Consider the following 19,997-nt stretch of genomic DNA (forward strand, 5'->3'; position numbering starts at 1 on the left):
CGAAAACTGCGTAACTCTTTGTTTACCAAGGAGTTTTCCGTTTCGACTGCGCCGGAAGTGGGGCGAATTATAGACTTCCAGAATCTGCCGTCAACACCTATTTATGCTTTTCTTGCAGAAGGCGCTTTTTTGGCTATTAAACGCGGGATTCGACGGGCCACAGGCGGAATGCGCAACACTAATAGCAGCGCACCTATAGAAGCATAGATCGCCCATTCCTTGAGATCGGCACGAACGATCCACAACATATGCAGCAATCCAAGCCCGAGAATGACATACACCAGCCGATGCAGCTTCTTCCAACGAACACCCAGCCGGCGCTGACTGTAACGATTAGAAGTCATCGCCAATGCCAATAAACAGAGAAACCCCAACGTCCCGACAATGATGTACGGCCGTTTGCGCAACTCAACACCCAGCTGCGACCAATCAAATCCAAGAATGAACGCCGTGTAGCCGCTCAGATGCAGAACCACATAAGCGAAACACCACAACCCCAGCTGCCGGCGCACAGCGATCCACCCCGCCCAACCGGTGAGTTTCTGCAGAGGCGTCATGCTTAACGTTATTAGCAGCAGGATAAGCGTCCCCAGCCCCAGCCGATCAACCAGGACCTTGCCCGGATCGGGACCCAACACATCCTGCCAGGCCTGATACAACCAAAGCAGCGGCCAGACCGCCGCCGCTATAAAGACGCCAATTCGCCAAAACGGATAACGCATCAGTAGTTCTTCCGCAGATCGAGCCCTGTATAGAGAGAAGCGACTTCATCCGAGTAGCCGTTGAACATCTGTGTGTCCCGAACATTGGGCTTGAACAGGCCGCTCGGCAAACGACGCTCACGAGCCTGAGTCCAGCGCGGGTGATCAACTGTAGGGTTCACGTTGGCGTAAAAGCCGTATTCATCCGCGGCAATGCTCTGCCAGGTGGTTTTCGGCTGTTCGCTGACCAGACTGATCCGCACGATGGATTTGACGCTCTTGAAGCCATACTTCCAGGGCACCACCAAACGCAGAGGCGCCCCGTTCTGATTCGGCAGTTCACGCCCATACATGCCCACCGCAAGAATGGCCAACGGACTCATCGCCTCATCCAGGCGCAAACCCTCTACATAGGGCCACTCGATCAAGGCAAAACCAGAGCGCTGCCCAGGCATGCTCTTGGGATCTTGCAGCGTTTCAAAGCGGATGAACTTGGCCTTCGATGTCGGCTCGACTTGCTTCAGCAACGCCGAAAGAGGAAAACCAATCCAGGGAATAACCATCGACCAGGCCTCAACACAGCGAAGACGATAAATACGCTCCTCCAGTTGATAGGGCTTCATGAAGTCTTCCAGCGCATACCGCCCCGGCTTACCTACCTCTCCATCCACCACCACGGTCCAAGGCTCAGTCTTCAGCGAACCGGCATTGGCGGCAGGGTCGCCTTTATCAGTGCCGAATTCGTAGAAGTTGTTGTAGTGGGTCGCATCCTTGAATGGCGTGATCGCCTCATCCTTGACGTTGACTGCCCCCCATTTAGTGGCAGGAAGCTTTTCGGCAAACCAGGAAGGCGCCTTGCCTGGCTCGACATCTGCGTAACGAGCGGCTTCGTCAGCACTGGCCCAGCGCGGCAGACTGCTCACGGCCAGACCGGCAACGGCTGCACCCAGTAGATTGCGTCGAGAAAAATAGAAGGATTCAGGCGTGACGTCCGACTCGTGACAGTCAGACGCTTTGGGGACTTTAATCAGCATGGCAACTCCGCAGCATTGGAGGACAGATGCACCAATAGACTGCGGAGTATGAGGGAAATTACATCACTCGGCGTTTTTGTGCCGACGAAGATGCAACAGGTATTGCACCGGACCAGACGCCGCGTAAGCGAGAAAAACCAGCAGTAGAATGCGCGGCGGATCACTGAAGACCACGGCAAACACCAGGACTACCGCGAGGATCGCGACAAAGGGCACTCGCCCCTTCAAGTCCAGCTCCTTGAAGCTGTTGTACTTGATGTTGCTGACCATCAGCATGCCGGCGGCGGCCACCATCAGCGCAACCAGGAACGACATCTTGGAACCCTGAATGCCGTAGTCACTGAACGCCCAGACAATCCCCGCGACAACACCCGCTGCAGCCGGACTGGCCAGACCGATGAAGTAGCGTTTATCCGCGGTGCCGACTTGCGTATTGAAGCGTGCCAGGCGCAACGCTGCACCCGCGACATAGATGAAGGCAACCATCCAGCCGACCTTGCCCATGTCGCCCAACGCCCAGCCAAACGCCAGCAACGCCGGCGCGACACCAAAAGCGACCATGTCCGACAGCGAATCGTACTCGGCGCCGAAGGCACTCTGGGTATTGGTCATGCGGGCAACGCGACCATCAAGGCCGTCGAGCACCATGGCGACGAAAATCGCAATCGCGGCAAACGCAAAATACTTGCTCGCGCCAATCGAATCACCGGCACTCAACGCACTCTGGGCGCTCATCGAGCTGATGATGGAATAAAACCCTGCGAACAGGTTCGCGGTGGTGAACAGATTCGGCAGAAGATAGATACCACGATGCCGGACTTTACGACCTTCAGCGTCATGCCCTTCCTCGATGTGTTCATCGATGGGCAGCAGGCTTTCGGCGTCAGAAGCCTTGTTTGGCTCTTCGGGACGTTCGCTCATGGACATTACCTTGCAACGGGGTGGAAAGTTTCGACAGGTGTCTGGGACGACGGTTCGGCCGCAAACGATGCAGCTTTATACCAGAACCTTTCAGCCCAAACGAAAAAACGCGGCCTAAGCCGCGTTTTTCGTACAAGTGCGCGACTTAGTTTTTAGCTTTGTCGACGATCTTGTTGGCACCGATCCACGGCATCATGGAGCGCAGTTGCTCGCCGATGATTTCGATACCGTGAGCGGCGTTGTTACGACGCTTGGCGGTCATCGAAGGATAGCCGGTCGCGCCTTCGCTGATGAACATCTTGGCGTATTCGCCGTCCTGAATACGTTTCAGGGCGTTGCGCATAGCCTGACGGGACTCGGCGTTGATCACTTCCGGACCCGTCACGTACTCGCCGTATTCAGCGTTGTTGGAGATCGAGTAGTTCATGTTGGCGATACCGCCTTCGTACATGAGGTCAACGATCAGCTTCAGTTCGTGCAGGCATTCGAAGTAGGCCATTTCCGGCGCGTAGCCAGCTTCAACCAGGGTTTCGAAACCGGCTTTGACCAGCTCAACGGTACCGCCGCACAGAACGGCTTGTTCGCCGAACAGGTCGGTTTCGGTCTCGTCCTTGAAGGTGGTTTCGATGATGCCGGTACGACCGCCACCGACGCCTGCGGCGTAGGACAGTGCAACGTTTTTGGCGTTGCCCGAAGCATCCTGATAGATAGCGATCAGGTCAGGGATACCGCCGCCTTTGACGAACTCGGAACGCACGGTGTGGCCCGGTGCTTTCGGCGCGATCATGATCACGTCGAGGTCAGCACGCGGAACAACCTGGTTGTAGTGGATCGCGAAGCCGTGGGAGAAGGCCAGGGTGGCGCCTTTCTTGATGTTCGGCTCGATTTCGTTTTTGTACAGGGCAGACTGGAACTCGTCCGGGGTCAGGATCATGACCAGGTCGGCAGCTGCAACAGCGGAAGCAACGTCGGTCACTTTCAGGCCGTGAGCTTCGGCTTTGGCAACAGTGGCCGAACCTTTGCGCAGACCGACAGTCACGTCAACGCCGGAGTCTTTCAGGTTGCACGCCTGAGCGTGGCCCTGGGAACCGTAACCGATGATGGCAACTTTCTTGCCCTGGATGATCGACAGGTCGCAGTCTTTTTCGTAATAAACTTTCATGAAATTCCCCTATATATCCAGGCCGTTCAGGCCGTTCGCTAATTTGGTTTAGATGCTGAGTACTTTGTCGCCGCGAGCGATACCGGTTACGCCGCTACGGACGGTTTCCAGGATCGAGGCGGTGCCAATGGACTGAATGAAGCTGTCGAGCTTGTCGCTGGTACCGGTCAATTGAACGGTATAAACGCTGGCGCTGACATCGACGATCTGTCCACGGTAAATATCGGTGGTGCGCTTGATCTCGGCGCGCTGGGCGCCGGTAGCCTTGACCTTGACCAGCATCAGTTCGCGCTCGATGTGAGCACTTTCCGACAGGTCGACCAGTTTGACCACTTCGATCAGCTTGTTCAGGTTTTTGGTGATCTGCTCGATGATTTCATCGTGGCCGACAGTGGTCAGCGTCAGACGCGACAAGGTCGGGTCTTCGGTAGGGGCCACGGTCAGGCTTTCGATGTTGTAGTTGCGCTGCGAGAACAGGCCGACTACACGAGACAGAGCGCCGGGTTCGTTTTCCAGAAGCAGGGAAATAATATGTCGCATGATTAAGTACGCTCCGTCTTGCTCAGCCACATATCGCGCATGGAGCCGTCTTTGATCTGCATCGGGTAGACGTGTTCAGCTGCGTCGACCTTGATGTCGATGAACACCAGACGATCCTTCATCGCGAAGGCTTGCTCCATCATCGGCTTCAAATCCTTCAAGTCCGTGATGCGCATGCCGACGTGACCGTAGGCTTCAGCCAACTTGACGAAGTCCGGCAACGATTCCATGTAGGAGTGCGAGTGACGCGCGCCGTAACTCATGTCCTGCCACTGACGGACCATGCCGAGCACGCCGTTGTTGAGCAGGATGATCTTCACCGGCAGGTCATGTTGCAGGCAAGTGGACAGCTCCTGGATGTTCATCTGGATGCTGCCTTCACCGGTCACGCAAGCCACATCGGCTTCCGGGAAGCTCAGTTTGACGCCCATTGCTGCCGGGAAACCGAAGCCCATCGTGCCCAGGCCGCCGGAGTTGATCCAGCGATTAGGCTTGTTGAAGCGGTAGTATTGCGCCGCGAACATCTGGTGCTGACCCACGTCGGACGCAATGTAGGCATCGCCCTTGGTCACTTCGTGCAGGGTTTCGATAACGGTTTGCGGCTTGATGATGCTGCCGTCCCCTTTGTTGTAAGGGAACATGTCGCGATCACCGCGCCACTCTTCAACCTGCTTCCACCAGGCAGCCACCGAATCCTTGTTCGGGGTCTCGCCGATTTCCTTGAAGGTAGCGACCATCTCGGTCAGTACGCTTTCCACCGGGCCTACGATTGGAACGTCGGCCTTGATGGTTTTGGAGATCGAAGCCGGGTCGATGTCGATGTGGATGATCTTGGCGCTTGGGCAGAACTTCGATGCACCGTTGATAACACGGTCATCGAAACGCGCGCCCACGGCCATGATCACGTCCGCATGGTGCATCGCCAGGTTGGCGGTGTAGCTGCCGTGCATACCGAGCATGCCAAGGAACTGACGGTCGCTGCCCGGATAGGCGCCGAGGCCCATCAAGGTATTGGTGACCGGCACGTTAAGCAGTTGCGCCAGTTCGGTCAATGGCGCGGAGCCGTTGCCCAGAATGACGCCGCCGCCGGCATAGATGATCGGCCGCTTGGCCGCCAACAGCATTTCCACCGCTTTGCGGATCTGGCCCGAATGGCCACGAACCGCTGGGCTGTAGGAGCGCAGCTTGGCTTTTTTCGGGAAGATATATTCGAACTTCTCGGCCGGGTTGGTCATGTCTTTCGGAATGTCGACAACGACAGGACCAGGACGACCCGATTGCGCGAGGTAGAAAGCCTTTTTCATGATCTCCGGGATTTCCGAAGCATGCTTGATCATGAAACTGTGTTTCACGATCGGCCGGGAGATACCGATCATATCGGTTTCCTGGAAGGCATCGGTCCCGACCATGGTGCTAGGCACCTGGGCGGTCAGGATCACCATCGGAATCGAGTCCATGTACGCGGTAGCAATGCCGGTAATGACGTTGGTCGCACCGGGACCGGAGGTCACCAGTACAACGCCTGCCTTGCCGGTGGCGCGCGCATAGCCGTCAGCCATGTGAGTGGCAGCCTGCTCATGACGAACGAGAATATGTTGAACGGCTGGTTCTTTGAACAGCGCGTCGTAGATATGCAATGCGGCACCACCTGGGTACCCATAGATATATTTAACGCCTTCGTCACGCAAAAAGCGGACGAGCATCTCACCGCCAGATAAAAGCTCCACGTTGCTCACCTCTAAAACGCCAGAATACCGCCCACATAAACGGGGACGGGTCTTAATAGGTTTACTTCTCAGCAGAGCATGAGCGACGGTGGTCGCCGACTACGTCAGCACTGACTGAGCAAGTATTGGGATCGTCCCAAGTGTTGCGGGCCTTTCCCACCCAGCGCGAGGTAACGCGTTGCGGGTGTAACAGGTCGGCGCGGATGTGCGCCTCATGATCTGCTGAGTGGGTCTGCTTCTGGCAGTCCCTCTACAGCGGACTTTGGATTCTTCTGTTTCGTCCTCTGCAAGTCAAGCCGTCTATGTGCTTTATTGAAGTAAGCACATGAGAAAGCAAGAAAAAACCGCTAAACCGCAACTGTGTTAGCTTCAATTGCGCAACTCTGGCAAGGAAATGGCATGCGAACGTTCTTAATGGTCACTTTGCTGATCAGCCCTTTGTGTATGGCCGCTCAGATCTATAAATGGGTCGACGCCCAAGGCGTTACCCACTTCGACGCGCAACCGCCTCAAGGCCAGGAGGCCACCACCGTGGTGACGCCCTCCCCGCCTGCCGGCAAACCCGCCGCACCAACGCGCAGCACGGCGATTGGCGATCAACAGGCCATCGACAACACAGTGAAAAAGCAGGTTGCCGAGCAGCAAGCCCAGCTAAAGGTATTCTGCGAGCAGGCGCGAACGAACCTGGCCCAGCTGCAGAACAATCCGCGATTGCGTGAGGACGTGGACGGTGAGAGGCGCCGCCTGACCGATGAACAACGTCAGGAGCGCACTACCGAAGCACAGAAACAGATTGCGGATAACTGCCAGTAGACACTGGCAGTTTCCGGTTCAGCGAGAGGCGGTGATCAGCAGATCGAACTCTTTGAGCAAGACCTGCAACTGCCGGTCCCTGCCTTGGACATTGCGGGCGGCGAAGACCATTTCGGCCATCTCCTGAATCCCCGATGCGTTGGGCAGCGGTAGATCCTGTTCGAGGATGACCTTCATCTTCGGCAGGAAGATCCATTGCAGCCACTGCTCGAAATCGAGCGTATCGACCGAAAACGGTTCAACGCTGGATAACGCTTCAGCGGATGGTGAAACGTCATCCCACCAACCCTGAACCCGTAGCTCACGCTCGATCAACAGCAGTTGCTCGGCAATCTTGGGGAAGCGTGCGTCCATCACGACACAACCTTGGCCTTCTGACGGGCCAGTGCCGCACCTGCGGAATCACCCTGTTTCTCACGCGCCTGGGCGATCAGTTCCCACAGGCTGGCCTGAAGCGCCGGACGACCATTGGCGAACGTCAAGCCACGACGGGCGAACTGTTCAGCCTGTGGAGCATCGCCTTGGGCCATGCGCACCTGAGCCAGACGATAAAGCACTTGCGGCTCACGCGGTGCAACTCGCTGGGCGCGCTCAAGGCTGGAGGACGCACCGTTGAGATCGCCGCTGGCCTGTTGCTGCTGAGCAGTGGTCAACAGCGCCAGCACCGGACCGTCCAGTTGCTCATCGGCAGACAATCCACCGGAGCTCGCCGAAGGAATCCCGCTCGGCGTCGACGGCATGCTGTAGCTGCCCTGATTGATCGGTGCCGACTGTACCGGCGAGGTGTCGATCGGCCCTGGGGTAATCGGGCCAGGCGTAATCGGACCGGTGCTGATCGGGGCCGACGCCACTGCGCCGCCACCTGGCACCATCACGACGACACCCGTGTCACCTTGCGGAATCGCTTGAGTCTGGGCTTGCACAGGACGTTTAGTCGTCGTCTTGCGGAAACCGCCATTTGCCGACACTCGCTCACTGTTGGAGACAGCACTGCCAGAGTCCACAACCGGAATCGAACCGCGTTGTACGGAGGAACAACCGCTGAGCAAAGCCACGGCGGTAACCGCTGGAATCAACCACTTGTTCACTTGAAACCCTCTTTGCTTAATTCATCCAGCCCTTGACCCAATCCATCACCGTTTCGCCGGATGCGGGACTGTCGCCACCGCAAGCCGCGCCGGGAGGCGGTTCGCTGCCGCGAATATACGGCATCTGCACGGCACCTGGGCAGCTGCCGTCGGAACCTTGCCCGGTCCGCGAATCGACCCAGGCCTGAACAACATTGTCCGGTTGCGGCATGTCCAGCGGCAATGGATCGGCCTTGCGCATGAAACTGGTCCAGACCTGCAATGCACCGGTGGCACCGGTGAACGGGGTCTTGCCGTTGTCATCGCGTCCCAGCCACACCACCGCCAGCAAGTCCTGGCTGAAACCGGCGAACCAGCTGTCTCGCGAGTCGTTACTGGTACCGGTTTTACCCGCCAGGGTCAGGGTTTTCGGCAGCACGTTGTAAACCGAACTGCCGGTACCTTCACGCATGACTCGCTGCATGGCGCTCTGGATCAGGTAAATGGAGGCCGGATCGAAACGCTGCTCAATCTGGAACGGATAACGCTTGAGCGGCTCGCCTTCGGCGGTCAATACGCTACGAATCCCGCGCATCGGCGTATTGAAGCCGCCGTTGGCCAGCGTCTGGTACATGGTCGCCACTTCGATCGGCGTCAGACCACCAGCCCCCAGCAACATCGAAGGGAACGCCGGGAACTCGCGACTGACACCCAGGCGCGCCAATGTTTTCAGGACATTCGGCACGCCAACCGCCAACCCGAGGCGCGCCGTTGACAGGTTGTAGGAATGGGCCAGGCCTTGGTACAGGAAAACCGTACCGTGGGAACGGCGATCGTAATTCTGGGGTTTCCAGACCTGACCGTCCGCGCCTTTGACCGAGAAGGATTCGTCCGACAGCCAACTGGTCAGCGTGTACTGGCTCGGCTTCTCAAGGGCTGTCAGATAAACCGCAGGCTTGATCAACGAACCGATTGGTCGCACTGCATCCAGCGCCCGGTTGAAGCCGGCGAAACTTGCCTGACGGCTGCCGATCATGGCCTGGACTTCACCGGTTTCCGGGTTGGTCACGACCATCGCCGCCTCAACCTCATCGGAACCCTTGCGTCCGGACAAGCGTTTAAAGGTGTCGTTGACCGACGCTTCGGCTTTCATCTGCAGGATCGGGTCGAAACTGGTGAAGATCCGCAGGCCTTCTTCGGTCAAGTCTTCGTCGCGATAGTCTTCGCGCAGCTGACGTTTAACCAGGTCGAGGAAGCCCGGGAATGAACTGTCCGCCAGCTTGCCGCGCGTCGTCACGCCCAGTGGCATATTCTTCGCCGCTGCGACCTGCTCGGCGGTGGCGACGCCTTGTTGCTCAAGCACATCGAGCACCAGATTGCGCCGCTCCAGCGCCCGTTCCGGGTTGCGACGCGGATTGTAATAGGACGGCCCCTTGACCATCCCCACCAGCATGGCGACTTGATGCAGTTTCAGCTCGGACAATGGCTGCCCGAAGAAGAACTGGCTGGCCAGGCCGAAACCGTGCACCGCGCGCTGCCCATCCTGACCGACGAACACTTCATTGAGGTACGCCTCAAGAATTTCCCGTTTGTCGTAATGCAGCTCAAGCAGCATCGCCATCATGGCTTCGGTGAGTTTGCGGGTCAGGCTGCGTTCGCTGGTCAGGTAGAAATTCTTCACCAACTGCTGGGTCAGCGTACTGCCGCCCTGGGTCATCTTGCCGCCGGACGTGTTGACCCACACGGCGCGGGCAATCGACTTGGGCGACACGCCCCAGTGGCTATAGAAATCCCGGTCTTCCACGGCGACCAGGGTTTCCAGCAGGTACGGCGGGACCTGATCGATTTTGATCAGAATGCGGTCTTCAAGATTTTTCGGGTAAATGCCGCCGATCAGCAGAGGCTCCAGACGCACGACAGAAAGCTTCGAACCGTTGGTCGCCGAAAGGTCAGCCACGTAATCGCCGGAGAAACGCACGCGCACCGGCTGAGCTTTTTCCAGGCCTTCATAGAACTGGAAGCCACGGGTATTCAAGTCGACGGTGTTGCCGTTGACCGCCGCTGCGCCGGGGCCGTTGCTCACGGCTTCGCGGCGATAGCCCAAGGCGTCGAGCTCGGTGAGGAAGTCTTCCTTGCTCAGTTTCTGGCCGGTGAACAGCTCCAGCGGGCGCGCATACACCTTGGCCGGGATGGTCCAGCGCTTGCCGGAGAACTTCTCCTGGACCACGGCGTCGAGGTAAACCGCGAATCCGGCGAGCACCACGAGGCCGACCAGACTGAGTTTAAGGGCCCAGCCCAGCCAGGGGCTCAAGCCCCGGGAAGGTGGTTTTTTGGGGGTACGGGGGGATCGAGTACGAGTCATGGCGGCGGATTATACGCACTTTATTCATACTCAACAGGAGCCCTCCGAGGTTTGCGTCAGACGGACTTGCAGCCATAATGGCGGCCGTGAATTTTCCCCAGACTCTGAAGGATCGCCTGTGAGCCAGTCCCTGATCGCCGCCCTGCAAAACCCGGCCCTCTACCCGCATCCTGTCGACGGGTTCCAGGTCATCGAGACCCACATCTCCTGGGTCATCCTCACCGGTCCCTTTGCTTATAAAGTGAAGAAGCCCGTGAATTTCGGCTTCCTCGACTTCACCAGCCTCGACGCTCGCGAGCATTTCTGCGGCGAAGAGCTGCGCCTCAACCAGCGCCTGACCCACGATTTGTACCTGGAAGTGTTGCCTATTACCGGCAGCGAAGCTGCGCCACAACTGGGCGGCGAAGGTCCGGTTGTCGATTTCGCACTGAAAATGCGTCAATTCCCACAAAGCCAGTTGCTCAGCACCCTGCAAGCCAATGGTGAGTTGACCACCGCGCACATCGACGAAATGGCCGCACAGATTGCCCAATTCCACCTCACTGCACCGAAAGTGCCTGGCGAACACGAAGCCGGCACCCCGGACAGCGTGATGGCACCGGTACGCCAGAACTTCGAACAGATCCGCCCGTTCCTCAGCGACAAGGCCGATCTGCTGCAACTTGATGCGTTGCAAGCCTGGGCCGAAAGCAGCTTCGAACGCCTGAAGCCGCTGTTCGCCCAGCGCAAGGCTGAAGGCTTCATCCGCGAATGCCACGGCGACATCCACCTGGGCAACGCCACCGTGATCGATGGCAAGGTCGTGATCTTCGACTGCATCGAGTTCAACGAACCGTTCCGCTTCACCGACGTTTATGCCGACACCGGTTTCCTGGCCATGGACCTGGAAGATCGCGGCCTGAAAAGCCTGGCGCGTCGTTTCATCAGCCAGTACCTGGAACTGACCGGTGACTATCAGGGCCTTGAGCTGCTGAACTTCTACAAAGCGTACCGCGCACTGGTTCGCGCCAAGGTCAGCCTGTTCAGCATGCCGGCCGAAGCCGACCCGGTGCAACGCGCCACCACCCTGCGTCAGTACCGCAACTACGCCAACCTGGCAGAAAGCTACAGCACCATTCCTTCGCGGTTCATGGCGATTACCCACGGCGTTTCCGCTGTCGGCAAAAGCCACGTCGCCATGCGTCTGGTGGAAGCGCTGGGCGCCATTCGCCTGCGTTCGGATGTTGAACGCAAGCGTTTGTTCGGCGAGCAAACCGTACCGAATGACCCGCAGGCCGGCATTTATAGTGCCGACGCGAGCGCCGCCACTTACAGCCGCCTGCATGAGATTGCCGCGGTGATCCTGCGCGCCGGTTTCCCGGTGGTCATCGATGCGACATACCTCAAGCGCACTCAGCGCGACGGCGCGGCGAAAATCGCCGAAGCCACCGGGGCACCGTTCCTGATCCTCGATTGCAATGCACCACAGGCAGTCATCGAGAGCTGGCTGGCCTTGCGTCAGGCAGACAAGAAGGATCCGTCCGACGCCAACCTCGCTGTTATCGCCGCCCAGCAGGCGAGCCGTGAGCCCCTGACGCCAGCAGAAATTCTGTGCAGCAAACGCGTCCAGACCAATGAAAGCGGGACGCTCGACACCGTTGTTGCACAGATTCGCCAGCGCATGCCGGGCCTGTAAAAACTATTTCAGCCGTGAAGCCATCGCCGGCTTCACGGCTGCCAAATAGTGGCACTATACTGGCGTCATAAAACCATCAGGTGATGCGACATGAGCCAGCCGAAACTTCTCGACACCCCGCTTTATGCCTTGCTGCACAAAGACGACATCGCAGGCTTCAATGCCGAGCGCGCCAGTCATGCCTCTGTCGACATGGTCGGCGGCGATTTTCGTGGTCTGGACCTGCGTGAGCTGAACGCCGATGGCGTCGATTTCACCGATGCCTATTTCCGCTCCGCCGATTTGCGTGGCATCGACTTCCGCAACTCCTGCCTGGAAGGCGCAAGCCTGGCTCACGCACAGATCTCCGGCGCCTACTTTCCGCCAGAACTGAGTGCTGACGAGATCCTGATGTCGATGAATTTCGGTACTCGCCTGCGTTATCGCACCCGCTAAAAACGACGTTCTACCTGACAAGTCCAGCGCCCCCGCTTCGCGCTGGGCGCTGGATTTTTTGTCGGGAAAGTTGATTCCTCCGCGCTTCCTCCGACTGCTCCCGCAGACCTTCACGCAGCTATCTGAGTCTTCCTCTTAGAAGCTTTTGCGTCGAAACCGACCAAACAATCACGCTTTTCCTACTGATGGCTACACTCCTGAGAGGCTCGCCCACGCACCGTTCGGCCGTCGCAAGGAGGCTTGATGAATGATGAACTGCAACACCTGAAGAATCTTGGCAAGACGTCGGCACAGTGGCTGCATGCCGTGGGCATCCACAGCGCGTCGGACTTGCGCCGCCTGGGAGCGGTGGATGCTTATCGGGCCGTGCGTACGCGCGGGTTCCGGGCGTCCAAGGTGTTGTTGTATGCGATCGAAGGCGCGCTGATGGACGTGCACTGGAACGACATTCCAGCTGATCGCAAAGAAGCCTTGAACAAACAACTGGAAGCCATCTCGTCCCGTCACAAGAACTGAACAGGCAGATTCGCCTCAGGATTACCGACTCAGGCGCAATGATTACGGGCTTTCGCGCAAGGAAAAAGGGGAATGCAAAGAAATCAAAAAAACAGCAGTTGACTTGGTAATGAGAATCGCTATGATTATCACAACTGGTCGCGAGACTGGTCGATATTTGAAAAGCCCTTGGTTCGGACTCTCAGATATCTCCTCATCAGGCTAATCACGGTTATTTGACCCGGCTCTTGCCGGGTCTTTTTTTGCCTGTGGAAAAGTCGTCTGTTTACTTGCCGAACTGCTTACGCATTTGCGCACAGTAATCCTGAGCCGGCGTGGCAGGCGTGTACCAGACGTAATCAGCCATGGCCGACGTGACCTCACCCCCCTCCTCCGCCAGCATCAACACCTTCAGTGCTTCAGGCTCGCCAAGATCAAGGACGTGGATCGGCACGCCAACATCCTTGCGCGCGTGGTAAGCGCCGGCAAACAGCAGCGAAGGCGTCGGTGCCGACAACAAGCGCTCGGCCATCCGACGATCACGTTGTTGCTGGACCGCCAGCATCGCGGGCATCTGCGAGGTGGGCAGCAAGCCGCAATGGGAGTCGTTGATCTGCGCCAGCAACTCATCCTTGACCGACGGAGCATTGGAAAGCCGACCGTTTAATGTCGGGGGCTTGGCATAAACGGTACGGACTTCAAGAGTGTCCAGATTGGCCGCCAACAGCGGGTAGGGTTGAGTCAGCACAAAGCGCACGATCGGCCCGTACAGATTCCAGTCCCACCCCGACTGCCAGTTCAACGCGCCGGGAAGATCTGCGGGTAGCGTCGAGGCACGGCGAATGTCATCGACGCGCGATTGTTGATCCGGCGTGAGCATTTCCAGCAACAGACTGCCTTGGGGTCGACGTTCGCCCAACGCCTGTAGCAACCACAATTGCAGTTGATGGTGATCAGAATTGTCGTGCTGCTCACCGACGATCAGCCGCGACGGCACGGCCAACCGTTCGACCAATTCCGCGGGTGTCAGGATCTGGCCACTGCGCAGGTCCTGAATATCACCGACGACCGGAGGCGGTGCCGAAACGTGCTGGCAGGCACTCAACAACACGACCGCCAGTAGCAAAATTCCTCGCATGCTCACCTCGATGTCATTCTCAGCGGGCGATGATCAGCGGATGACCACGCTCTGGATGCCGCTGCACCAGCACTTCCAGCCCGAATACCGCTTTGAGTGGTTCCGGGCGCAAGACGTGCTCAGGGGTGTCCAGCGCCACGGGCCGCCCACCTTCGAGCAGTAACAGGCGATCACAATAGCGCGCCGCGAGATTCAGATCATGCAGGATCACCAGCACCGCAGCGCCATGATCGGCGAACTCGCGCACTGCTTGCAGGGTGGTGTGCTGGTGCAGCGGGTCGAGCATCGAAGTCGGTTCATCGAGCAACAGCGTCTGCCCCACCTCCCCCGGCCAGAGCTGCGCCAGTACCCGCGCCAGGTGTACCCGCTGCCGCTCGCCGCCGGACAGCGCCAGATAGCTGCGGCCACTCAGGTGTCCCGCATCGGCAGCGTGCAAGGCGGCGGCGACGATCTCGTCATCCCGGACCCGCCCGCTTTGATAAGGCAAACGCCCCATGCCGACCACTTCCTCCACACGGAAGGCGAAGTCCAGGGTCGACACCTGCGGCAAGACCGCCAGTCGCTGGGCTCGCTGCGCGCCGGTCCAATGGCTCAATTCGCGCTCATCGAGCCAGACGCTGCCGTGGTCAGCCTTCAACTCGCCGCACAAGGCGCCGAGCAAGGTGCTTTTGCCAGCACCGTTGGGGCCCAACACGCCGAGCACTTCACCCGGCCTGAGCTCAAGCGTGATGTCCGTCAGTACGATTTTTGCGCCTCGACGGATTTGCAGGCTCTGGGTTCGCAACATCAGGCACGCCCTCTGAGCAGTAAATACAGAAAGAACGGCGCACCGATGAAGGCCGTGACAATTCCGATCGGCAACTCTGCTGGCGCCAGGGCCAGCCTTGCGACCAGGTCGGCAAACAGCAGGAGACTGGCACCGGCCAGCACTGAGGCCGGCAACAACACCCGATGATCAGGACCGGCCAGCAGGCGCACCAGATGCGGCACCACCAGACCGACAAACCCGATCATCCCCGCCGCCGCCACGGCCGCGCCAACCCCCAGCGCGGTGCAAAACACCAATTCGCGCTTGAGCCCTTCGACGTCAATGCCCAGATGACCGGCCTCCGACTCGCCCAGCAGCAACGCATTCAAGGCCTTGGCCCGACGCGGCAACCAGAGCGCCACACCGGCGCTCACCAGCAATAAAGGCCAGAGCCGTGAATAGCTGGCGCCGTTCAGGCTGCCGAGGTTCCAGAACGTGAGGGTGCGCAAGGTTGCGTCGTCGGCCAGATAGGTGAACAAACCGACCGCCGACCCCGCCAGCGCCGTTAACGCAATACCGGCCAGGAGCATGGTCGCGACGTTCGTCTGCCCATTGCGGCGACCCAGCCTATACACCAGCGCCGTCACACCCAACCCGCCGAGAAATGCGCACACCGACAACAGATAAGGCCCGAACGATTCAGGCAGACCGCCAAACACAGAACCACCGACAATCGCGATCGCAGCACCCAGCGCAGCACCGCTGGACACCCCGACCAACCCCGGATCAGCCAGCGGGTTACGAAACAATCCCTGCATCGCCACGCCGGACAACGCCAGTACGCCGCCCACCGCCAAGCCCAACAAGGTTCGAGGCAGGCGTATTTGCCCGAGGATCAGCTCGGCCTGCTCCAGCCCATCAGGGGCAATGGGCAGGCCGATCATGCGCAACGCCGCACGTAGGGTATCGAATAAAGGCAGGCTGACCGGCCCCAGCGCCAAGGACAGCCAGATCGCCACTAAACACAGCAGGCTCAGGCCAATGAACAACGCACGGGGTTTAACCAGAACGGTCATTGGGCCGTATTGCCTGGGAAGAAACCATCAGACAGCGTTTTCAACGCATCGGGCAAACGAGGCCCCAATCCACCTACCAACAAGGTCGGATCGAGCTCCATGACGCGCCCGTCCCTGGCCGCACGGGTCGAGGACAGAATCGGGTTTTCCTTGAACAACGCCGCGCGCGCGGCATCGCCGGTCATCGCTCGGTCAGCAAACACCAGCACGTCGGGGTCAAGACTGACCAGCGACTCAATGGAAAAGGGTTTGTAGCCAGTGTGCGTGGCCAGATTGTGCCCGCCGGCCTTTTGGATGAGCCAATCGGCGGCGGTGTCTTTGCCGGCGATAAGCGGCTTGCCGCCCGCATGGCCCAGCAGCAACAGCACGCCCGGCGATTTTTCCTTCAACTGTGCGCGAGTGACCCGGACCTTCTGCTGTTCGAGTTGCTGCTGGTAGGTCTGGAGCAATTGCGCAGCCCGGTCTTCAGCACCGAGCAACTTGCCCAGATGCGCAAGATTGCCCCGCAGCGTCGGCAGATCAGGCTGGGCCGAGAACAGTTCGACCTGCACGCCCGCGCTACGAACCTGCGACAGCACCGGCGGCGGCCCCATTTCTTCGGTACCGACCAGGATCTGCGGGCGTAAGCTCAAGATGCCCTCCGCCGACAGTTGCCGCTGATAACCGATGCTCGGCAGCGCCTTCAACGAGGCCGGATGCTGACTGGTGGTATCGACACCGACCAATTTTGACTCACCGCCCAGCGCGCTCACCCACTCCGACAAGGCGCCACCGGCACTGACCCAACGCTGTGGCAACTCGGCCGCTGCGGCATGGTGGCTGACGAGGAGTCCGACACACAGCGCAACAACGCGGGTACTCAGGCGCATAAACAGCTTCCTTCTAAGTTTTCCCAGGCATCGAGATGACAGGCCAAGTATCCTCGGCATCCGGCACCTGCACCCAACGGGGCGAAGCGGCCATTTGATAATTGTTTGCATTTGAACGTCAAGCTCGGACATATCCGGTCACGAGCCGCCGAAACTGAGGATAGACATGAAGTTGATTTGTACAGGTGCCGAACTGGCTGACAACAGCAGTCGCGGATTCGACATCGACAGTCAGAAACTTTTTGCTGTGCGCCGGGGCGGCCAAGTGTACGTCTACATCAATCGCTGCCCGCACCGGGGTGTCGGGCTGGAATGGAAACCCGATCAGTTTCTCGACCCCAGCAACAGCCTGATCCAGTGTGCAACCCACGGCGCACTGTTCCTGATCGAAGACGGCGAATGCGTCGCCGGCCCGTGCGCCGGGCAATCCCTCACCCCCGTTGCCTGCCGCGAAGACGAACAAGGTATCTGGATCGACCTTTAACTGTTCAGCAGCACCTCCAGGCGTCGATCGACCACCATCTCTTCATGGGTCAATCGCACGCCATAGGCCATTACCTCGACGCCGCATGCCACCGCCTCTCGCAATGCCACTGCGTAGGCCGAATCGATCTCTTCTGCCGGACGCACCGCTTCAATGCCGGTCAGGTTGACGCAATACAACTGCACCGCGCGAATCCCGTCCCGAGCCAAGTGAGCCAGTTCCCGCAAATGCTTGGCGCCCCGTTGCGTCACTGCATCGGGAAATGCCGCCACCGATGAACCGTCGAAGCCCAGGGTCACGCTTTTGACCTCTACATACGCCGGCCCGCCCGGGTAATCGAGACGGAAATCGATGCGGCTGCTTTCCTGCCCGTAGGCCACTTCGCGTTTCAACTCGGTAAAGCCGTTCAGTTCGGTAATCACGCCCGCCCGCAACGCCTCTTCGATCAACCCGTTGGCGCGCCCGGTGTTCACGCAAAACAACCGGCCTTGCGGGGTTTCGCCGACTTCCCAAGTGCCGGGCAATTTGCGTTTTGGGTCGTCGGAGCGGCTGAACCAGACCTGCCCGCCTTCCACCTGGCAATTGAGCATCGAGCCGGTGTTGGGGCAGTGAATCGTCAGCAACTCACCGCCAACGGTTTCGATATCGGCGAGAAAACGCTTGTAACGACGGATCAGGCGACCTTCTTCGAGGGGAGGATGAAAACGCATCAGCCTTGCCAGCTCCGCAATCCACGTGCGATCCGCTCGACCGCTTCTTCCAGGCGCGGCAGGCTTTGGGTGTAGGCAAAACGCACATGGTGCCCAGCCTGATAACGTCCAAAGTCCAAGCCCGGGGTAATTGCAACATGCTCGGTTTCGAGGAAATGTCGGCAGAATGCGAAGGCATCGCCGCCGAACTTGCTGATATCGGCGTACAAGTAAAACGCGCCTTCCGGCTCGACGGCGATCCCGAAGCCCAGCTCTCTCAGAGCCGGCAACAGGAAATCCCGTCGACGACCGAATTCGGCCCGACGCTCTTCCAGAATGCTGATCGTGGCCGGCTCGAAGCAGGCCAGCGCGGCGTGCTGGGCCATGCTCGGGGCGCTGATGTAGAGGTTTTGCGCAAGTTTTTCCAGCTCGCCGACTGCCGCTTCAGGGGCGACCAGCCATCCCAGCCGCCATCCGGTCATGCCGAAATACTTGGAAAAACTATTAAGGACAAAGGCGCTGTCATCGACTTCCAGCACACTGGCGGCATCGGTGCCATACGTCAGGCCATGGTAGATCTCGTCCACCACCAGATGACCGTGTCGCTCCTTGATCGCAACCGACAAGCCCGCCAGTTCGTCACGGGTCAGGATGGTCCCGGTCGGGTTGGCGGGTGAGGCCACCAAGGCGCCGACGCTGTCTTGATCCCAATGGCGCGCCACCAGGTCCGGCGTCAGCTGATAGCGAACGTCCGGGCCGACCGGCACCAGTTGCGCGGCGCCTTCGACCAACCGCAGGAAATGCCGGTTGCAGGGATAACCCGGGTCCGCCAGCAGCCAATGTTTGCCCGGATCGACGAGCAAGGCGCTGGCCAGTAACAAGGCGCCGGAACCGCCAGGCGTGATGAGGATTCGCTGCGGGTCGATGTTCAACCCGTAACGCTGCTGATAAAAGCCCGAAATGGCCTCACGCAACTCGGGGATACCGCGCGCAGCGGTGTAACGGGTCTTCCCCGCCGTCAGTGCTGCCTGGCCGGCCTGGATGATCGGCTCGGCGGTGGTGAAGTCCGGCTCGCCGATTTCCAGGTGGATCACATCGTGACCCTCGGCTTGCAGTTCATTGGCCCGCGCCAGCAGCGCCATGACATGGAAAGGTTCGATCGCGCGACTGCGGGCACTGTAGGACTGAGCCATTAGCCTTCCTTACAACGGAGAAAAAAATCGATTCTACCCAAGCGTTGGAACGAGCGAGAACCTAAAGCGGTCAGACGCGTTATAACTTGGCCGTAAACGACTCAAGCGTGTACCTCAGGTTTGACTAAAATCAATAATTGATCAGGTCTCCATCGCCGCCAGACAAGGCTTTGCGATCATTTGCAAGCCCTTTGGGCCACTACCTCGACATCCGGGAGTAGCGCGGCCCGATTTGATCTGGTAAGTTCGCCCGCTTGCAGCCGCAGGGCCGGCAGGTGTCGGTGATGGAGCAATCCTGCGCAATGGATTACAAGAGTAGAGGCGGTCCATTTCATGCCCACCCAAGCAAAGCAGCAAAACCAGTCGATCAGCGGCTTCGAACCCTACAAAGAAGTAAAGGGCGAGGAGTACATGGGCAAGCCCATGCGCGCTCACTTCACCAAGATCCTGAATAAGTGGAAACAGGACTTGATGCAGGAAGTCGACCGCACGGTTGATCACATGAAAGACGAAGCGGCCAACTTCCCTGACCCGGCCGACCGTGCCAGCCAGGAAGAAGAGTTCAGCCTTGAACTGCGTGCCCGCGACCGCGAGCGCAAGTTGATCAAGAAGATCGACAAGACGCTGCAGCTGATCGAAGACGAAGAATATGGCTGGTGCGAGTCCTGCGGCGTCGAGATCGGCGTCAAGCGACTGGAAGCCCGCCCTACCGCCGACATGTGCGTTGACTGCAAGACCCTGGCGGAAATCAAGGAAAAGCAAGTCGGCAAGTAATGTCGCCTTGAACGAAGAACGGAGCGTGCGAACGCTCCGTTTTTGTTTCTGATATTTATTGCGTCTTCGGCATTGCCTTCGCGAGCAAGCTTCG

The 19,997-nt window shown here is 59.0% G+C and carries 21 protein-coding genes; 6 read left to right on the forward strand and 15 right to left on the reverse strand.

Going from position 1 to position 19,997, the window contains the following annotated elements; translation table 11 throughout:
• Positions 1–101: 101 nt before the first annotated feature.
• The 6 genes from msrQ to FBY01_RS17280 form a co-directional block, all read right to left on the reverse strand.
• A complete protein-coding gene (msrQ, locus tag FBY01_RS17255; protein ID WP_010467642.1) occupies positions 102–722 on the reverse strand; it encodes a protein-methionine-sulfoxide reductase heme-binding subunit MsrQ in 621 nt (206 codons plus the stop codon).
• On the reverse strand, positions 722–1,735 hold the full coding sequence (gene msrP / locus FBY01_RS17260) for a protein-methionine-sulfoxide reductase catalytic subunit MsrP (RefSeq protein WP_145308732.1): 1,014 nt from the start codon (positions 1,733–1,735) through the stop codon (positions 722–724). Before msrP ends, msrQ begins: the two co-directional genes overlap by 1 nt.
• Before the next feature lie 63 nt (positions 1,736–1,798).
• The gene (gene pssA, locus FBY01_RS17265; RefSeq protein WP_010467638.1) at positions 1,799–2,656 is read right to left on the reverse strand and encodes a CDP-diacylglycerol--serine O-phosphatidyltransferase; all 858 of its coding nucleotides are present in this window, start codon (positions 2,654–2,656) and stop codon (positions 1,799–1,801) included.
• A gap of 145 nt (positions 2,657–2,801) precedes the next feature.
• Positions 2,802–3,818 (reverse strand): ketol-acid reductoisomerase, encoded by a 1,017-nt coding sequence (ilvC, locus tag FBY01_RS17270; RefSeq protein WP_007948647.1) that lies wholly within the window; start codon positions 3,816–3,818, stop codon positions 2,802–2,804.
• A 48-nt stretch (positions 3,819–3,866) separates the two neighbouring features.
• Complete coding sequence (ilvN, locus tag FBY01_RS17275) at positions 3,867–4,358, reverse strand: acetolactate synthase small subunit (protein ID WP_003205610.1); 492 nt, start codon at positions 4,356–4,358, stop codon at positions 3,867–3,869.
• Between the two features lie 2 nt (positions 4,359–4,360).
• Positions 4,361–6,085, reverse strand: a complete 1,725-nt coding sequence (locus tag FBY01_RS17280) for an acetolactate synthase 3 large subunit (protein ID WP_010467631.1) — start codon at positions 6,083–6,085, stop codon at positions 4,361–4,363.
• A gap of 399 nt (positions 6,086–6,484) precedes the next feature.
• On the opposite strand from FBY01_RS17280, the gene FBY01_RS17285 reads away from it, so the two are divergent.
• A complete protein-coding gene (locus FBY01_RS17285) occupies positions 6,485–6,898 on the forward strand; it encodes a DUF4124 domain-containing protein (protein WP_145308734.1) in 414 nt (137 codons plus the stop codon).
• A gap of 18 nt (positions 6,899–6,916) precedes the next feature.
• Here the strand turns inward: FBY01_RS17285 and FBY01_RS17290 are convergent, their stop codons facing one another.
• Genes FBY01_RS17290 through mrcB form a run of 3 tightly spaced genes read right to left on the reverse strand, consistent with a single transcriptional unit; the run spans position 6,917 to position 10,327 of the window.
• A complete protein-coding gene (locus FBY01_RS17290; protein WP_010467628.1) occupies positions 6,917–7,252 on the reverse strand; it encodes a YqcC family protein in 336 nt (111 codons plus the stop codon).
• Entirely contained in the window at positions 7,252–7,986 is a 735-nt protein-coding gene (locus FBY01_RS17295; protein ID WP_145308736.1) for a tetratricopeptide repeat protein, read from the reverse strand. Before FBY01_RS17295 ends, FBY01_RS17290 begins: the two co-directional genes overlap by 1 nt.
• A gap of 16 nt (positions 7,987–8,002) precedes the next feature.
• Complete coding sequence (gene mrcB / locus FBY01_RS17300; protein WP_077750439.1) at positions 8,003–10,327, reverse strand: penicillin-binding protein 1B; 2,325 nt, start codon at positions 10,325–10,327, stop codon at positions 8,003–8,005.
• Positions 10,328–10,445: 118 nt separating this feature from the next.
• On the opposite strand from mrcB, the gene FBY01_RS17305 reads away from it, so the two are divergent.
• The 3 genes from FBY01_RS17305 to FBY01_RS17315 all read left to right on the forward strand — a co-directional run bounded on the left by FBY01_RS17305 (position 10,446) and on the right by FBY01_RS17315 (position 12,953).
• On the forward strand, positions 10,446–12,002 hold the full coding sequence (locus FBY01_RS17305) for a bifunctional aminoglycoside phosphotransferase/ATP-binding protein (protein ID WP_145308738.1): 1,557 nt from the start codon (positions 10,446–10,448) through the stop codon (positions 12,000–12,002).
• A gap of 90 nt (positions 12,003–12,092) precedes the next feature.
• Complete coding sequence (locus tag FBY01_RS17310; RefSeq protein WP_010467624.1) at positions 12,093–12,437, forward strand: pentapeptide repeat-containing protein; 345 nt, start codon at positions 12,093–12,095, stop codon at positions 12,435–12,437.
• Positions 12,438–12,680: 243 nt separating this feature from the next.
• The gene (locus FBY01_RS17315; RefSeq protein WP_010467623.1) at positions 12,681–12,953 is read left to right on the forward strand and encodes a TfoX/Sxy family protein; all 273 of its coding nucleotides are present in this window, start codon (positions 12,681–12,683) and stop codon (positions 12,951–12,953) included.
• A 265-nt stretch (positions 12,954–13,218) separates the two neighbouring features.
• Here the strand turns inward: FBY01_RS17315 and FBY01_RS17320 are convergent, their stop codons facing one another.
• The 4 genes from FBY01_RS17320 to FBY01_RS17335 are packed head-to-tail and all read right to left on the reverse strand — an operon-like array spanning position 13,219 to position 16,763.
• Complete coding sequence (locus FBY01_RS17320; protein WP_145308740.1) at positions 13,219–14,070, reverse strand: ChaN family lipoprotein; 852 nt, start codon at positions 14,068–14,070, stop codon at positions 13,219–13,221.
• A 19-nt stretch (positions 14,071–14,089) separates the two neighbouring features.
• Positions 14,090–14,857, reverse strand: a complete 768-nt coding sequence (locus FBY01_RS17325; protein ID WP_010467621.1) for a heme ABC transporter ATP-binding protein — start codon at positions 14,855–14,857, stop codon at positions 14,090–14,092.
• Positions 14,857–15,894: an iron ABC transporter permease gene (locus FBY01_RS17330; RefSeq protein ID WP_145308742.1), complete on the reverse strand. Its 1,038-nt coding sequence runs from the start codon at positions 15,892–15,894 to the stop codon at positions 14,857–14,859. Before FBY01_RS17330 ends, FBY01_RS17325 begins: the two co-directional genes overlap by 1 nt.
• Complete coding sequence (locus tag FBY01_RS17335; RefSeq protein WP_145308744.1) at positions 15,891–16,763, reverse strand: hemin ABC transporter substrate-binding protein; 873 nt, start codon at positions 16,761–16,763, stop codon at positions 15,891–15,893. Before FBY01_RS17335 ends, FBY01_RS17330 begins: the two co-directional genes overlap by 4 nt.
• Positions 16,764–16,929: 166 nt before the next feature.
• Between FBY01_RS17335 and FBY01_RS17340 the strand changes: the two genes are divergently transcribed.
• Positions 16,930–17,247 (forward strand): Rieske (2Fe-2S) protein, encoded by a 318-nt coding sequence (locus FBY01_RS17340; RefSeq protein ID WP_145308746.1) that lies wholly within the window; start codon positions 16,930–16,932, stop codon positions 17,245–17,247.
• On the opposite strand, the gene sfsA is transcribed toward FBY01_RS17340, so the two are convergent.
• Positions 17,244–17,957, reverse strand: a complete 714-nt coding sequence (sfsA, locus tag FBY01_RS17345) for a DNA/RNA nuclease SfsA (RefSeq protein WP_010467613.1) — start codon at positions 17,955–17,957, stop codon at positions 17,244–17,246. The genes FBY01_RS17340 and sfsA overlap by 4 nt on opposite strands.
• The gene (locus tag FBY01_RS17350) at positions 17,957–19,129 is read right to left on the reverse strand and encodes a pyridoxal phosphate-dependent aminotransferase (protein ID WP_010467611.1); all 1,173 of its coding nucleotides are present in this window, start codon (positions 19,127–19,129) and stop codon (positions 17,957–17,959) included. Before FBY01_RS17350 ends, sfsA begins: the two co-directional genes overlap by 1 nt.
• Before the next feature lie 333 nt (positions 19,130–19,462).
• Between FBY01_RS17350 and dksA the strand changes: the two genes are divergently transcribed.
• Complete coding sequence (dksA, locus tag FBY01_RS17355; protein ID WP_007902025.1) at positions 19,463–19,903, forward strand: RNA polymerase-binding protein DksA; 441 nt, start codon at positions 19,463–19,465, stop codon at positions 19,901–19,903.
• Positions 19,904–19,997 lie beyond the last annotated feature (94 nt).

Origin of the sequence: Pseudomonas sp. SJZ077 (assembly GCF_007993905.1) — a bacterium.
GTDB classification, from domain to species: domain Bacteria; phylum Pseudomonadota; class Gammaproteobacteria; order Pseudomonadales; family Pseudomonadaceae; genus Aquipseudomonas; species Aquipseudomonas mandelii.